The organism is Streptomyces sp. NPDC058470, assembly GCF_042721055.1.
Taxonomy (GTDB): Bacteria; Actinomycetota; Actinomycetes; order Streptomycetales; family Streptomycetaceae; genus Streptomyces.
Genome location: NZ_JBHXMF010000090.1, coordinates 1 through 13232, shown reverse-complemented (window position 1 = coordinate 13232; position 13232 = coordinate 1). Strand labels below are relative to the sequence as shown.

General features: G+C 70.4%; 14 protein-coding genes. 9 read left to right on the top strand and 5 right to left on the bottom strand.

What is annotated here, in order from left to right:
- Positions 1-41: 41 nt before the first annotated feature.
- The 3 genes from ACFWP7_RS39595 to ACFWP7_RS39585 form a co-directional block, all read right to left on the bottom strand.
- Positions 42-1151 (bottom strand): carbohydrate kinase family protein, encoded by a 1110-nt coding sequence (locus ACFWP7_RS39595; protein WP_384392456.1) that lies wholly within the window; start codon positions 1149-1151, stop codon positions 42-44.
- Positions 1152-1345: 194 nt separating this feature from the next.
- On the bottom strand, positions 1346-2641 hold the full coding sequence (locus ACFWP7_RS39590; RefSeq protein ID WP_384392454.1) for a glucarate dehydratase family protein: 1296 nt from the start codon (positions 2639-2641) through the stop codon (positions 1346-1348).
- Positions 2638-3597, bottom strand: a complete 960-nt coding sequence (locus ACFWP7_RS39585; RefSeq protein ID WP_384392451.1) for a 5-dehydro-4-deoxyglucarate dehydratase — start codon at positions 3595-3597, stop codon at positions 2638-2640. Before ACFWP7_RS39585 ends, ACFWP7_RS39590 begins: the two co-directional genes overlap by 4 nt.
- A 107-nt stretch (positions 3598-3704) precedes the next feature.
- Here ACFWP7_RS39585 and ACFWP7_RS39580 point away from each other — a divergent pair, with 107 nt between their 5' ends.
- From ACFWP7_RS39580 to ACFWP7_RS39560, 5 genes are all read left to right on the top strand, one after another.
- Positions 3705-4499, top strand: a complete 795-nt coding sequence (locus ACFWP7_RS39580; protein WP_384392448.1) for an IclR family transcriptional regulator — start codon at positions 3705-3707, stop codon at positions 4497-4499.
- Between the two features lie 131 nt (positions 4500-4630).
- A complete protein-coding gene (locus ACFWP7_RS39575) occupies positions 4631-5689 on the top strand; it encodes a PhoH family protein (RefSeq protein WP_384392446.1) in 1059 nt (352 codons plus the stop codon).
- Between the two features lie 12 nt (positions 5690-5701).
- Positions 5702-6199 (top strand): rRNA maturation RNase YbeY, encoded by a 498-nt coding sequence (gene ybeY / locus ACFWP7_RS39570; RefSeq protein WP_384392443.1) that lies wholly within the window; start codon positions 5702-5704, stop codon positions 6197-6199.
- The gene (locus ACFWP7_RS39565) at positions 6196-7500 is read left to right on the top strand and encodes a hemolysin family protein (protein WP_384392441.1); all 1305 of its coding nucleotides are present in this window, start codon (positions 6196-6198) and stop codon (positions 7498-7500) included. Before ybeY ends, ACFWP7_RS39565 begins: the two co-directional genes overlap by 4 nt.
- Positions 7497-7856, top strand: a complete 360-nt coding sequence (locus ACFWP7_RS39560; RefSeq protein WP_384392438.1) for an MmcQ/YjbR family DNA-binding protein — start codon at positions 7497-7499, stop codon at positions 7854-7856. Before ACFWP7_RS39565 ends, ACFWP7_RS39560 begins: the two co-directional genes overlap by 4 nt.
- Here the strand turns inward: ACFWP7_RS39560 and ACFWP7_RS39555 are convergent.
- Positions 7818-9275: an MFS transporter gene (locus tag ACFWP7_RS39555; protein ID WP_384392435.1), complete on the bottom strand. Its 1458-nt coding sequence runs from the start codon at positions 9273-9275 to the stop codon at positions 7818-7820. The two genes, ACFWP7_RS39560 and ACFWP7_RS39555, sit on opposite strands and share 39 nt — an antisense overlap.
- A gap of 115 nt (positions 9276-9390) precedes the next feature.
- Here ACFWP7_RS39555 and ACFWP7_RS39550 point away from each other — a divergent pair, with 115 nt between their 5' ends.
- The 3 genes from ACFWP7_RS39550 to ACFWP7_RS39540 all read left to right on the top strand — a co-directional run bounded on the left by ACFWP7_RS39550 (position 9391) and on the right by ACFWP7_RS39540 (position 11525).
- On the top strand, positions 9391-10245 hold the full coding sequence (locus tag ACFWP7_RS39550; protein WP_384392488.1) for a helix-turn-helix transcriptional regulator: 855 nt from the start codon (positions 9391-9393) through the stop codon (positions 10243-10245).
- Between the two features lie 64 nt (positions 10246-10309).
- Positions 10310-10663: a cytidine deaminase gene (locus tag ACFWP7_RS39545; protein ID WP_384392433.1), complete on the top strand. Its 354-nt coding sequence runs from the start codon at positions 10310-10312 to the stop codon at positions 10661-10663.
- Between the two features lie 385 nt (positions 10664-11048).
- A complete protein-coding gene (locus ACFWP7_RS39540) occupies positions 11049-11525 on the top strand; it encodes a hypothetical protein (RefSeq protein ID WP_384392431.1) in 477 nt (158 codons plus the stop codon).
- 98 nt (positions 11526-11623) lie between these two features.
- Here ACFWP7_RS39540 and ACFWP7_RS39535 read toward each other — a convergent pair whose 3' ends face one another.
- The gene (locus tag ACFWP7_RS39535) at positions 11624-11962 is read right to left on the bottom strand and encodes a P-II family nitrogen regulator (protein ID WP_384392428.1); all 339 of its coding nucleotides are present in this window, start codon (positions 11960-11962) and stop codon (positions 11624-11626) included.
- A gap of 213 nt (positions 11963-12175) precedes the next feature.
- Between ACFWP7_RS39535 and era the strand changes: the two genes are divergently transcribed.
- Entirely contained in the window at positions 12176-13135 is a 960-nt protein-coding gene (era, locus tag ACFWP7_RS39530; RefSeq protein ID WP_384392427.1) for a GTPase Era, read from the top strand.
- Positions 13136-13232 lie beyond the last annotated feature (97 nt).

Below are 13232 nucleotides of genomic sequence, written 5' to 3'. Positions count from 1 at the left end.
CTTTGCTCAACCCGGGTGGGAGAGGTCGCGGCGGGGCGGGGTCAGGTTGTGCGGCCGAAGCCGATGGTGGGGACGGCTCGGCGGAGGGGCCAGGGGCGGGAGGATTCGGGGAGTAGGGATTCCAGGAAGGCGTAGCGCCGGAGCGCGGTGGGGTCCTGGTCGGCGACGGACTGGACGCGGCGCCACCACGCGGCGATCTCGGACCAGCCGGGGGCGGAGAGCGACCCGCCGAACTCCTGGACGGAGAGGGCGGCGGTGAGGCCGGCGAAGGCGAGGCGGTCGGCGAGGGGCCAGTCGGCGAGGGTGCCCATGACGAAGCCGGCGACGAAGACGTCCCCCGCACCGGTGGGGTCCATGGCCTCGACGGCGATGGCGGGCACCTCGGCACGCTCCCCGGTACGCGCATCCACGGCGTACGCCCCCTCCGCACCGAGGGTGACCACGACCACCGGTACATGCTCGGTCAGCGCGTGCGCCGCGGCACGCGGGGAGGACGCGCCGGTGTAGCGCATCGCCTCCTCGGCATTGGGCAGGAACGCCTCACAGTGCGCGAGGTCGGGCAGCCCCGCCAGATCCCAGGCCCCCGTGTCGTCCCAGCCGACGTCCGCGAAGATCCTGGTGCCCTTGCTCGCGGCCTGCGCGATCCAGGGCGCGGGTTTGCCGGGCGTGAGGGCGGCGACGGCGGCACGCGCGCTCGGCGGGCAGTCGGGGGCCGGCTCCTCCGGGGGAGGCTCGTGGCCGTGGGAGACCATCGTGCGCTCCCCCTCGTACGCCATCGACACGGTGACCGGCGAGTGCCAGCCGGGCACGGTGCGGGAGGGGGAGAGGTCGATGTGCTCGCCCTGCTCCAGGGCGTCCCAGCAGTACTCCCCGTAGTGGTCGTCCCCGAAGGCCGCCGCCAGCGAGGTCTTCAGGCCGAGCCGGGCCAGCGCCGTCGCCATGTTCGCCACGCCGCCGGGGCTCGAACCCATCCCGCGCGCCCAGGACTCGGTCCCGCGCACCGGGGCGGAGTCGAGCCCGGTGAAGACGATGTCGAGGAACACGGTGCCCGTGAGGTAGACGTCCCAGGGCGGATCCTGGGGCGTGCGCAGCCCGACGAGCGGGTCGACGTGCGCGTGGCAGTACGGTCGCTCTCCGTTGGATGCGATCACGGTGCGCTCCCTGACGTGGTGCGGATTCACGCCAGTCTGCACCACGCGGTGTGCGCAGGGGCGCTGAGCACGCCCGCACCGTCCGTCGCCTCAGGATCCGGTGGAACACGTTCCCGCAGGTCCGCGGAGAGTGTGGTCGTCCGTGCCGCGGTCGCCCCGCCTGCTTGTGGTGCGTCCGGATTCGGTCGCTGTGGTCACCAGCGGGGGACCGCCGGTGTGACCCACTCCGGGTCGGCGATCCGCATCGCGGCCGCGTCGTCGCGGTCGTGCAGCGTGCCGTCGTCGTCGAGCCACCGCTGGTGCAGGAACCGCAGCTTTTCGTGGTCGAGTTCCACGCCGAGGCCGGGCGCGTCGGAGACCCTGACCGAGCCGTCCTCGAAGGTGAGGCGCTGCGTCAGTACGTCCTCGGACTGCCAGGGGTAGTGCGAGTCACAGGCGTGGTGGAGGTCGGGGACCGTCGCGGCGACATGGGTCATCGCGGCGAGGCTGATCCCCAGGTGGGTGTTGGAGTGCATGGACACGCCCACGCCGAACGTGCGGCAGATGGCGGCCAGTTCACGCGTGTTGCGCAGTCCGCCCCAGTAGTGGTGGTCGGACAGGACAACCTGCACGGCCCCCTTCGAGAAGGCCTCCTGGATCTCCGCGAAGGTCGTCACACACATGTTGGTGGCCAGCGGGACGGACGTGTGCGCCGCCACCTCCGCCATGGCGGGCGTGCCGAGCGCCGGGTCCTCCAGGTATTCGAGTACGTCACCCAGTTCCTCAGCGACCTTCAGCGAAGTCTCCACGGACCAGGCGCCGTTGGGGTCCAGACGGAGCGGGTGCCCGGGGAAGGCCTCGGCCAGGGCTCGTACGGCGGCGATCTCCTCGTCGGGCGGGAAGACGCCGCCCTTGAGCTTGAACGAGGTGAACCCGTACCGCTCGGTGAACTTCCTCGCCTGCTCGACGACTCCGGCCGGGTCGACGGCCGCTCCCCAGTCGTCCTTCTCGCTCTCGACCCCGGCGGGGTGTTCGGCCCACCGGTAGAAGAGGTACGCGCTGTACTCCACCGCGTCCCGCACCTTGCCGCCGAGCAGCGCGTGCACCGGCAGCCCGAGCGCCTTGCCGAGCGCGTCCAGGCAGGCCACCTCGAAGCCGGAGACCACGGACAGGCGCAGCTTGTCGGCGCTCTGGACGCCGCGCAGCCCGCCGACGTCGATCTGATGGTCGACCCGGCCCTGGTCGACGGCCACCTCGTCGGCGACGGTGAACAGACCGTTGAGGTCGGAGACTTGGCGGCCCACCAGCTTTTCGGCGAACGGGCGGGCGAGTTCGAGGTACTTGCTGTCGCCGTAGGTCTCGCCGACGCCCGTCACGCCGCCCGCCGTGACGACCTCCACGATCAGCCGGGGGGTGTACGGCTGGTGCACGCCCTGTGTGTTGAGCAGCGGCGGGTCGGCCACCAGGATCGGGGTCAGTCGGACGTCGGTGATCGTCATATCGCGGGTCACAGGACTGCTCCTACGGAGGCGGGGACGAGGGCCAGTCCGGTCGCGAGCAGCTTCTCCAGGTCGGCCAGGTCCGTGGGGGACGGGTCGGTGAGCGGGGCCCGGACCGGGCCCACCGGGCGGCCGCGCAGTCGGGCGGCCGCCTTCACGAGTGAGACGGCGTATCCCGTGTGGCGGTCGCGGAGTTCGACGAAGGGGATGTAGAAGTCGCGCAGCAGCCTGTCCATGGCGGCGTCGTCACCGTCCCGGTGAGCTGCGAAGAACGCGTCGGCGATCTCGGGCGCGAACGCGTGCACGGCCGACGAGTACGCCGGGACGCCGACAGCGGCGTACGCGCGGGCCTGGATCTCCGCGGTGGCGGCCCCGTTGAAGAACAGGAACCCCTCGGGTGCGGAGAGCGTGAGGCGCTGCAGCCGGTCGAGGTCGCTGTGGCCGTCCTTGAGTCCGATGACGCCGGGGACGCGGGTGAGGCGCTTCAACGACTCGACGCTGAAGGCGACTTGGCCGCGCTGGTAGACGATGAGCGGCAGCCGGGTACGTGCGGCGATCTGCTCCACCTGCGCGACGAGGCCCTCCTGCGGTGCCGCGACGAGGTAGTGCGGCAGTACGAGCAGCGCGTCGGCGCCGGCCTCCTCCGCGATGCGTGCGAAGCGGGCGGCCTGGGCCCAGCCGTACCCGATCCCCGCGACGACGGGAACGCGCCCCGCCGTCACCGCGACCGTCGCGGTGACGACCTCGCGGTACTCGTCCTCGTCCAGCGAGAAGAACTCGCCGGTGCCGCAGGCCGGGAAGACCGCGCCGGGACCGGCGGCGATCTGCGCCGCCACATGCGTACGGAAGCCGTCGAGGTCGAGTGAGCCGTCCTCGTGGAAGCTGGTGAGCGGGAACGACAGCACCCCGTGTGCCATCCCGTCGCGCAGCCGCTCCACGACGGCCTCGCTGTCTAGGTCCGCGGTCATCCCCGTCATCATCTCCGTATGTAGATACCGTCTACGTATGAAGATGGAGATTAGGTAAGCGAACAAGAGTCGTCAATGGTTCCGGCCGACACGCTTACGATCTGCACATGCCGGAACCCACTGACGAGCGCGGAGTACGCGAGGTGAAGTCCGCCGCGCGCACGGTCGGGTTGCTGGAACTGCTGGCCGAGCGCGGCGACCGCCCGGCACGCCTCCAGGAGCTCGCCGACGCGCTCGGGGTGCCCCGCAGCTCGATGTACGCGCTGCTCCAGACCCTGATCGGCCGCGGCTGGGTGCGCACGGACGTCACGGGATCGCTGTACGGGATCGGGATCCACGCCCTGCTGACGGGCACCAGCTACCTGGACTCGGACCCGCGCGTCCGCGCCGTACGCCCCTACCTCGACGAGGCCTCGCAGGCGCTCGGCGAGACGGTCCACATGGGACGCCTGGACGGCGCGGACGTCGCCTACCTCGCCACCCGCGAATCGCACGAGTACCTGCGCACCATCAGCCGGGTCGGCCGCCGGCTTCCGGCCCATGTGGGCGCCCTGGGCAAGGCCCTGCTGGCTGAACGCCCCGACGAGGAGCTGCCCGAGGGCCCGTACGCTCCCGCCACCCCGCGCACCCACACCCACCGCGACGCCCTCGCGGCGGACCTGGCCCGTACCCGCGCCCGTGGCTACTCCGTCGACCGGGAGGAGGGCGTCCTCGGCATCGTCGGCTTCGGCTTCGCGCTGCGGTACGACGTTCCCGCCCAGGACGCCATCAGCTGCTCGGTCCCCGTCGTCCGGCTGAACCCCGCCCACGAGGACCGGATCATCACGGTCATGCGCGAGATCCGGGCCAAGATCGAGGCGACGACCCCCGGCGGGGGAGCCGGCGCCCCGCACTGGCGCTGACGACGCCGCCGCACGGCACGGCGAAAACTCCTACGGACTTGTCAGTGCGGGGTCGTACTCTTGGAATCGCAAGGCTGCCCCCGTGGCAAGCGTGCCGATCGAGGAGGAAAAGCAGGCCTCAGAGCCGGCCCATGACTCAGACACCCACAGCACAGACCCCCGCACAGGGGCAGGCACGAGCGCATTTCACGGTCCCCGCGAGCCACCCCATGGTCACCGTGCTGGGATCCGGCGACGCCCTCCTGCGCGTGATCGAGAAGGCCTTCCCGGCGGCCGACATCCATGTCCGGGGCAACGAGATCAGCGCGGTCGGCGACGCCGGTGAAGTCGCCCTCGTCCAGCACCTGTTCGACGAGATGATGCTGGTGCTCCGCACCGGGCAGCCGATGACGGAGGACGCCGTGGAACGCTCGATCGCGATGCTCAGAGCGAGCGAGAACGGAGAGGGCGACGGCCAGGAGACCCCCGCCGAGGTCCTCACGCAGAACATCCTGTCCTCGCGGGGCCGCACCATCCGCCCCAAGACGCTCAACCAGAAGCGCTATGTCGACGCCATCGACAAGAACACGATCGTGTTCGGCATCGGCCCCGCCGGTACCGGCAAGACGTACCTCGCGATGGCGAAGGCCGTACAGGCGCTCCAGAGCAAGCAGGTCAGCCGCATCATCCTCACCCGCCCGGCGGTGGAGGCGGGAGAGCGGCTGGGATTCCTCCCGGGCACGCTCTACGACAAGATCGACCCCTATCTGCGGCCCCTGTACGACGCGCTGCACGACATGCTCGACCCTGACTCGATCCCACGTCTGATGGCGGCGGGGACGATCGAGGTGGCGCCGCTCGCCTATATGCGTGGCCGCACGCTCAATGACGCCTTCATCATCCTGGACGAGGCCCAGAACACCAGCGCCGAGCAGATGAAGATGTTCCTGACCCGCCTCGGCTTCGAATCGAAGATCGTGATCACGGGTGACGTGACGCAGGTCGACCTGCCGAACGGGACGACGTCGGGTCTGCGGCAGGTCCAGGACATCCTGGAGGGTGTTCCGGACGTGCACTTCTCACGGCTCACGTCGAGCGATGTCGTACGGCACAAGCTGGTCGGCCGTATCGTCGACGCGTACGAGAAGTACGACAGCGAGAACGGCACCGAGAACGGCTCCCACAAGGGCCGCGGGCATACAGGGAAGTAGACCAGCAAGACCATGTCGATCGACGTCAACAACGAGTCCGGAACCGAGGTCGGCGAGCAGGCGATCCTCGACATCGCCCGCTACGCGCTCGCGCGGATGCGCATCCACCCGCTCTCCGAGCTCTCGGTGATCGTCGTGGACTCCGACGCCATGGAGCAGCTGCATATCCAGTGGATGGACCTGCCGGGGGCGACGGACGTCATGTCGTTCCCCATGGACGAGCTGCGGCCGCCGTCCAAGGACGACGACGAACCGCCGCAGGGTCTGCTCGGCGACATCGTGCTCTGCCCGGAGGTCGCCGAGCGGCAGGGCAAGGAAGCCGAGACGCAGCACTCCATGGACGAGGAGCTCCAGCTCCTGACCGTCCACGGAGTGCTGCACCTGCTCGGGTACGACCACGAGGAGGCCGACGAGAAGGCCGAGATGTTCGGCCTCCAGGCGGCCATCGTGGACGGCTGGCGCGCGGAAAAGGGCATGACGGGTCCCTCGCCGGCCCCGACCGTTTCATGAGCCCCCAACTCGTCGCCGGCGCCATCCTGTTGGTCGTCGTCGCCTGGCTCGCCGCCTGCGCGGAGGCGGGCCTCGCGCGCGTCTCCAGCTTCCGCGCGGAGGAGGCCGTACGCTCCGGGCGGCGCGGCAGCGCGAAGCTCGCCCGGGTCGCCGCCGACCCGACCCGCTATCTGAACGTCGCGCTGCTGGTGCGCGTCGCCTGCGAGATGGCCGCCGCCGCGCTCGTCACGTACGCGTGCCTCCAGCAGTTCGAGGAGACCTGGCAGGCCCTCGCGGTCGCCATCGGCGTCATGGTCCTCGTCTCGTACGTCGCGGTCGGCGTCTCGCCGCGCACCATCGGCCGCCAGCACCCGCTGAACACGGCGACGGCGGCGGCGTACGTCCTGCTTCCGCTCGCGCGGATCATGGGCCCGATCCCGCCGCTGCTCATCCTCATCGGCAACGCGCTCACACCCGGCAAGGGCTTCCGACGCGGCCCGTTCGCCTCCGAGGCCGAGCTGCGCGCGCTGGTCGACCTCGCCGAGAAGGAGTCCCTCATCGAGGACGAGGAGCGCCGCATGGTGCACTCCGTCTTCGAGCTCGGCGACACCCTCGTACGCGAAGTGATGGTGCCGCGGACCGACCTCGTCGTCATCGAGCGCTCCAAGACCATCCGGCAGGCACTCACCCTGGCGCTGCGCTCCGGTTTCTCGCGCATTCCCGTCACCGGGGAGAGCGAGGACGACATCGTCGGCATGGTGTACCTGAAGGACCTCGTCCGCAAGACGCACATCAGCCGCGAGGCCGAGAGCGAGCTGGTGTCCACGGCCATGCGGCCCGCCACCTTCGTGCCCGACACCAAGAACGCGGGCGACCTGCTCCGCGAGATGCAGCAGGAGCGCAACCACGTCGCCGTCGTCATCGACGAGTACGGCGGCACGGCCGGCATCGTCACCATCGAGGACATCCTCGAGGAGATCGTCGGCGAGATCACCGACGAGTACGACCGTGAGCTGCCGCCGGTCCAGGAGCTCGGCGACGACCGCTACCGTGTCACCGCCCGCCTCGACATCGGCGACCTCGGCGAGCTGTACGGCTTCGAGGCGTACGACGACGAGGACGTGGAGACGGTCGGCGGGCTGCTCGCGAAAGCGCTCGGGCGCGTTCCGATCGCCGGGGCGTCGGCGCTGGTCGAGCTGCCCGACGGCCGGGAACTGCGCCTGACGGCGGAGGCCGCCGCCGGACGCCGGAACAAGATCGTCACGGTGCTGGTCGAACCGGTGGTCCCCGCGGATCCCGCCGAGGGGGAGAAGCCGGAGTGACTCCGCAGCGGCTGCGCGCGTTCTGTCTGTCCTTCAACGCGACCGTCGAGGACTTCCCCTTCAATCCGGACACCTCGGTCTTCAAGGTGCTGGGGAAGCTGTTCGCGCTGACGAACCTGGGCGCGCGGCCGCTGACCGTCAACCTCAAGTGCGATCCGGAGGACGCGGTACGGCTCCGCGAGGAGTATCCGGGGCTGATCATCCCCGGCTGGCACATGAACAAGCGGCACTGGAACACCGTCACCGTCGACGGTGAGCTCTCGGACCGCCTGGTCCGGGAGCTCGTCGAGGACTCGTACGACCTCGTCGTCGCCGGTCTACCGAAGGCCGACCGCCTCCGCCTCGACCGCCCCTGAGGCCGCCGGGCGGCTCCGGCGCAGACCCACCCCGACCAGCACCGCCGCCACCAGCAGGATGCCCGTGTCCAGGGTCAGCACCGTGTGGACGCCGGACAGCAGGTCGGTGGAGGTGGTGGCCAGGACGCCCAGGATCGGGATGCCGATGGTGATACCGACCTGCTGGGTGGAGGTCACCAGGCCGGTGGCCAGGCCCTGTTCCTCGTCGGGGACGCCCGAGGTGACGGTCAGGCCGTACGAGATGATCGCGCCGAGGTGGCACATGCTGGCCAGCGAGACCGCCGCGGTGGCCAGCCAGACCGACCAGCCGCCCGCGCCGAGGCCGAGCAGCGCGCCGGTGAGGACACCCTGGCCCGCCAGCGAGCCGACCAGCGTACGGCGGGCGCCGAAGCGGCCGATGACCTTGGAGGCGTACACCCCGGCGACCGCCGACAGGACGCCCTGCACGCCGAAGACCAGGCCCGTCTCGAACGCCGAGAGGTCCAGGGTCTCCTGGAGGTACAGGGTCAGCACGAAGATCACCGTCGACATCATCGAGAAGGTGACCAGGCCGCCCAGGTTGCCCCACGCCACCGTGCGGCGGCGCAGCATGGGCAGGCTGACCAGCGGAGCCGCGGCGCGCGACTCGACGTACACGAAGGCGGCGAGCAGTGCGACGCCCGCGATGAGGGTGACGATGACGTCGGCGCCGCCGAAGCCGCGCACGGCCGCCGTGGAGAGCGAGTAGATCAGGGCCAGCAGACCGCCGGTGACCGTGACGGCACCCGGGAAGTCCAGGCGCGGGCGGTCCGGGGTGCGCGACTCCGGCAGCAGGCCGGGAGCCAGCGGCAGCACGAGCACCGCGAAGAGCGCCAGCAGGCCCATGGTGGAGCGCCAGCTCAGTACGTCGGTCAGGACGCCGCCCGCCACCATGCCGACCGTGAAGCCGAGCGAGAGAAGCGTGCCGGAGATGCCGAGGGCGCGGTCGCGCGCCGGGCCCTCCGGGAACGTCGTCGTCAGCAAGGACATGCCGGTCGGCACGATCGCCGCCGCACCAAGACCCTGCAGCGCCCGCGCGGTCAGGAACGACGCCGGGTCCCAGGCGACGGTCGCCAGGAGCGAGGCCGACCCGAACAGGGCGAGGCCGGTCAGGAACAGCCTGCGGCGCCCGTACAGATCGCCGATGCGGCCGAAGAGGAGCAGGAATCCGCCCGACGGCAGCGCGAAGGCGGTGACCGCCCACTGCAGGGCGGACTGGCTCATGCCCAGGTCGGCGCCGAGCACGGGCAGCGCCACGTTCAGTACGGAGAAGTCGAGCGCGACCATGAACTGGGCCGCGCAGAGGACGAAGAGGACAAGCTTGTCGCGGGTCGACAGGCGGGCGTTGAGGAGGTGCTGCTGCGGGTCTGTCACGGGACTTGAGGTCGTGTCGGTCGGCATGGACACGAGCTTGCAGCGGCCGGAATAACCGTGGGGAGCGGGAACTTATGCTGGTGGTCGCACCACCAGTCACCAGGAGGGGGATTCGTACGTGGCTGAAGACGCGGCGCTCAAGATGCACCGGCTGCGCGAGTTGCGCGAGTTCCTGATGAGCCGCCGTGCGCGGGTCACCCCCGCCGAGGCGGGGCTGCCGGACGGCGGCGCCCGGCGCCGTACGCCGGGTCTGCGCCGCGAGGAGGTCGCCGTGCTCGCGGGTGTCGGCGCGTCCTGGTACCAGTGGCTGGAGCAGGGGCGGGACATCTCCGTCTCGCCGCAGGTCCTCGACGCCGTGTCCCGGGTGCTGCGGCTGAGCAACGCCGAGCGACGCCATCTGTACATGCTCGCCCGGCTGAACCCGCCCGCGCCAGAAGTGGCGCCCGAGGTGCGGGACATGTGCGACGGGCTGCGGCGGCTGATCGACACCTGGATGCCGTATCCGGCGCACATCATGGACCAGTACTACAACTGCGTGATGTACAACGACGCCGCCGCCGTGGTCCTCGGCATGCGCCCCGAGAACACCCAGAACTGCATGGTCGACTTCTTCATCGACCCGCTCTACCGGGGGCGTTCGCGCACCTGGGAGCTGAACGCCCAGACGGTGGTCGCCCAGTTCCGTGCCTCCTGTGCCGCCGCCCCCGACGACGAGGGGTTCCAGGACGTGCTCGCCCGGCTGCGGGCGGCCAGTGGCGAGTTCACCGCGTTGTGGGAGCGGCGGGACATCCAGGACGCGGGGCAGATCCGCAAGGAGCTCGACCATCCGGTGGTCGGGCTGCTGGCCGTCGAGTCCACCGCGATGAAGGTGCCCGCGCGGCCCGACCTCACCGTCGTCCTGCACACGCCGTTGCCGGAGGCGAACACCGCGGTGAAGCTGGAGTGGCTGGCCTCGCCGGAGGGGCGGCGGGGGTCGATGTATCCGGTTGCGGGATAGGCGTACGGAAGTTGCGGGGCAGGCGGACGAAAGTGGAGGCCAGGGGGCTCGATAAGCTCCGTCCATGACCGAGAACTCCGCCCTCGATCCCGAGGACCGCAAGATCGTCACCCTGGCCCGCTCGGCCCGGGCCCGCAACGATGTGCCCGAGGGGGCGGCCGTGCGGGACGAGACGGGGCGTACGTATGTCGCAGGGAGCGTGGAGCTGCCCTCGTTGCGGCTGAGCGCGCTGCGGACGGCTGTGGCCATGGCCGTGGCGTCGGGGGCGAAGTCGCTGGAGGCGGCGGCGGTGGTGACCGAGGCGGAGTCGGCGGCCGCGGAGGATCTGGCGGCCGTACGGGATCTCGGCGGCGCCGGGACGCCGGTACTGGTGGCCGGGCCTGACGGGGTTGTGCGGGTGAGGGTTGTCGCGGGCTGAGTTCTTCGCCCCCTCCGCCCTACCCGTTCCGCTTCTGGGGGTTGTTGCCCCAGACCCCCACTTTTCGGCCTGGACGGCCGCGTCTGCTTGGTCATCAAGCGTGAGACAGGCCGAAAATCGTCCTTACCCGGGGTAACTTCGGCCACTTTTGCTGACCCCTTGAGGCAATCCAGGGGCAGTCCCTTGCAATCCCCGGCCGCTCGCGCCTCAATGGAACCGTCAGTTCCGACGGACCGTCAGATCTGTCGCCGCTCGCGGAACGGTCCGCGTACACACCACTCCGCACCCTCACCGGCGTACCGGTGACGCCTCCGTGTGCCCGGCGCAGGACGGCACCGTCCCTCCATCCCCACATGGCAATTCCCGTACAAGGGAAGGGAATCCGATGACACGTATGCGACTCGGAAGTGCCGCGGCGATAGCCGCCGGCACCCTCGCCGCGACCGGCCTGGCCTTCGCGCCGACCGCCGCGGCCGTCACCCCACAGACGGCCACCATCGCCGCGACCTGCAGTATCGGCGGCAGTGGTGCGGCCACCCTCACGGCCACCCAGACCGGCACGGCCGCGACGGTCACCCTCAGCTCCACCGAGATCACCACCCCGCTCGCCGTGGCCCAGGACTCGGCCAGCTCCACGCTGACCCTGGTGAACGCGAGCGGGGGCACCACCGCCTTCAGCGGCAAGAAGAACCCCGCCATCCCGGCGGGCGGCGGCGTCACGGTGGGCCCCCTGGACGGCACGGTCGCCTCCGGTGACAGCCTGGAGGCGTACGGCGGTTCCCTGCAGATCGTGGTCTTCGGGATCACCATCACCTGCACGGCGGGCGGGCCGCAGTCCCCGGGGCCGTTCGTGTTCGAGTAGGACCAACGAGTACGCGTAACCCCACGTGCGCGAAAGACCGGTGCCGCCCGCGCGCAGCGGCACCGGTCCTCGTGCGTCCAGGGGTGTCGGGGGACGCCTCAGAGCGCGTCGGGGCCGCGCTCGTCCGTCCGTACCCGCACCACCGTCTCCACCGGCACCACCCACACCTTGCCGTCGCCGATCTTCCCGGTCTGCGCGGCCCGCACGACCGCGTCGAGGACCGCCTCGGAGTCGGCGTCGTCGACGACGACCTCGATACGGATCTTGGGGACGAGGTCGACCTGGTACTCGGCGCCGCGGTACACCTCGGTGTGGCCGCGCTGGCGCCCGTATCCGCTGGCCTCCGTGACGGTCAGACCGTGCACGCCGAGTTCCTGGAGAGCGGTCTTGACCTCGTCGAGGCGGTACGGCTTGACGATCGCGGTGATGAGCTTCATGCCTTGACCTTCTGGGCGGTGGGGCGGGGAGGGATGGCGGGACCGGGGCGCCGTGGCCCGGGACCTCGTGATCGTAGGCCGTCGCGGGCGTGCGCCGTAAGGTCCGGCGGGTCTGCTCGTGGTGCGCGTGGGGCTTTCCGGAGCCGCACAGTGGGGGCTCCGACCGCCGCCGCTTTCCTTTGTCGTACGGCGGGGCTCCGATGATCAGGGACAATGGGCGCCATGAGTGTTCGTACCGAGTCATCCGAGCCGTCCGAGGCCATCCACCGCGCCGGCTTCGCCTGCTTCGTGGGCCGCCCCAACGCGGGCAAGTCCACGCTCACGAATGCTCTGGTCGGCCAGAAGGTGGCGATCACCGCGAACCAGCCGCAGACGACGCGGCACACGGTACGGGGCATCGTGCACCGGGCCGACGCGCAGCTGATCCTGGTGGACACCCCCGGGCTCCACAAGCCGCGCACGCTGCTCGGTGAGCGGTTGAACGACATCGTGCGGACCACCTGGGCCGAGGTCGATGTCATCGGCTTCTGCCTGCCCGCGAACGAGAAGCTCGGTCCCGGTGACCGGTTCATCGCGAAGGAACTGGCGTCCATCAAGAAGACGCCGAAGATCGCGATCGTCACGAAGACCGACCTGGTGGACAGCAAGACGCTCGCCGAGCAGCTCATCGCCATCGACCAGCTCGGTACGGAGCTCGGGTTCGAGTGGGCGGAGATCGTGCCGGTGTCGGCGGTCGGGGACGACCAGGTGGGTCTGCTGGCCGACCTGATCGTGCCGCTCATGCCGGAGGGGCCTGCGCTGTACCCGGAGGGTGACCTCACCGACGAGCCCGAGCAGGTCATGGTCGCGGAGCTGATCCGGGAGGCCGCGCTCGAAGGTGTGCGGGACGAACTGCCGCACTCCATCGCCGTCGTGGTGGAGGAGATGCTGCCCCGCGAGGACCGGCCCGCGGACAAGCCGCTCCTCGACATCCACGCCTTCGTCTACATCGAGCGGCCCAGCCAGAAGGGCATCATCATCGGCCCCAAGGGCAAGCGGCTGAAAGAAGTCGGCATCAAGTCCCGCAAGCAGATCGAGGCGCTCCTCGGTACGCCGGTCTTCCTCGACCTCCACGTAAAGGTCGCCAAGGACTGGCAGCGGGACCCGCGGCAGCTGCGGAAGCTGGGGTTCTGAGGGGGGTTCTTCGCCCCCTCCGCCGCTAGTCGTCCCTTGTTCCTGCGGCTCCGCCCCAGACCCCGCTCCTCACACGCCGGAGGGGCTGAAAATCTTC

Excerpts from the sequence above, each read along its gene's own strand:
- ACFWP7_RS39540 (WP_384392431.1), top strand. The coding sequence starts at position 11,049 with ATGACACGTATGCGACTCGGAAGTGCCGCGGCGATAGCCGCCGGCACC.
- ACFWP7_RS39575 (WP_384392446.1), top strand. The coding sequence starts at position 4,631 with ATGACTCAGACACCCACAGCACAGACCCCCGCACAGGGGCAGGCACGA.
- ybeY (WP_384392443.1), top strand. The coding sequence starts at position 5,702 with ATGTCGATCGACGTCAACAACGAGTCCGGAACCGAGGTCGGCGAGCAG.
- ACFWP7_RS39585 (WP_384392451.1), bottom strand. The coding sequence starts at position 3,597 with ATGACCGCGGACCTAGACAGCGAGGCCGTCGTGGAGCGGCTGCGCGAC.
- ACFWP7_RS39580 (WP_384392448.1), top strand. The coding sequence starts at position 3,705 with ATGCCGGAACCCACTGACGAGCGCGGAGTACGCGAGGTGAAGTCCGCC.
- ACFWP7_RS39555 (WP_384392435.1), bottom strand. The coding sequence starts at position 9,275 with ATGCCGACCGACACGACCTCAAGTCCCGTGACAGACCCGCAGCAGCAC.
- ACFWP7_RS39535 (WP_384392428.1), bottom strand. The coding sequence starts at position 11,962 with ATGAAGCTCATCACCGCGATCGTCAAGCCGTACCGCCTCGACGAGGTC.
- ACFWP7_RS39545 (WP_384392433.1), top strand. The coding sequence starts at position 10,310 with ATGACCGAGAACTCCGCCCTCGATCCCGAGGACCGCAAGATCGTCACC.
- era (WP_384392427.1), top strand. The coding sequence starts at position 12,176 with ATGGGCGCCATGAGTGTTCGTACCGAGTCATCCGAGCCGTCCGAGGCC.
- ACFWP7_RS39565 (WP_384392441.1), top strand. The coding sequence starts at position 6,196 with ATGAGCCCCCAACTCGTCGCCGGCGCCATCCTGTTGGTCGTCGTCGCC.
- ACFWP7_RS39550 (WP_384392488.1), top strand. The coding sequence starts at position 9,391 with ATGCACCGGCTGCGCGAGTTGCGCGAGTTCCTGATGAGCCGCCGTGCG.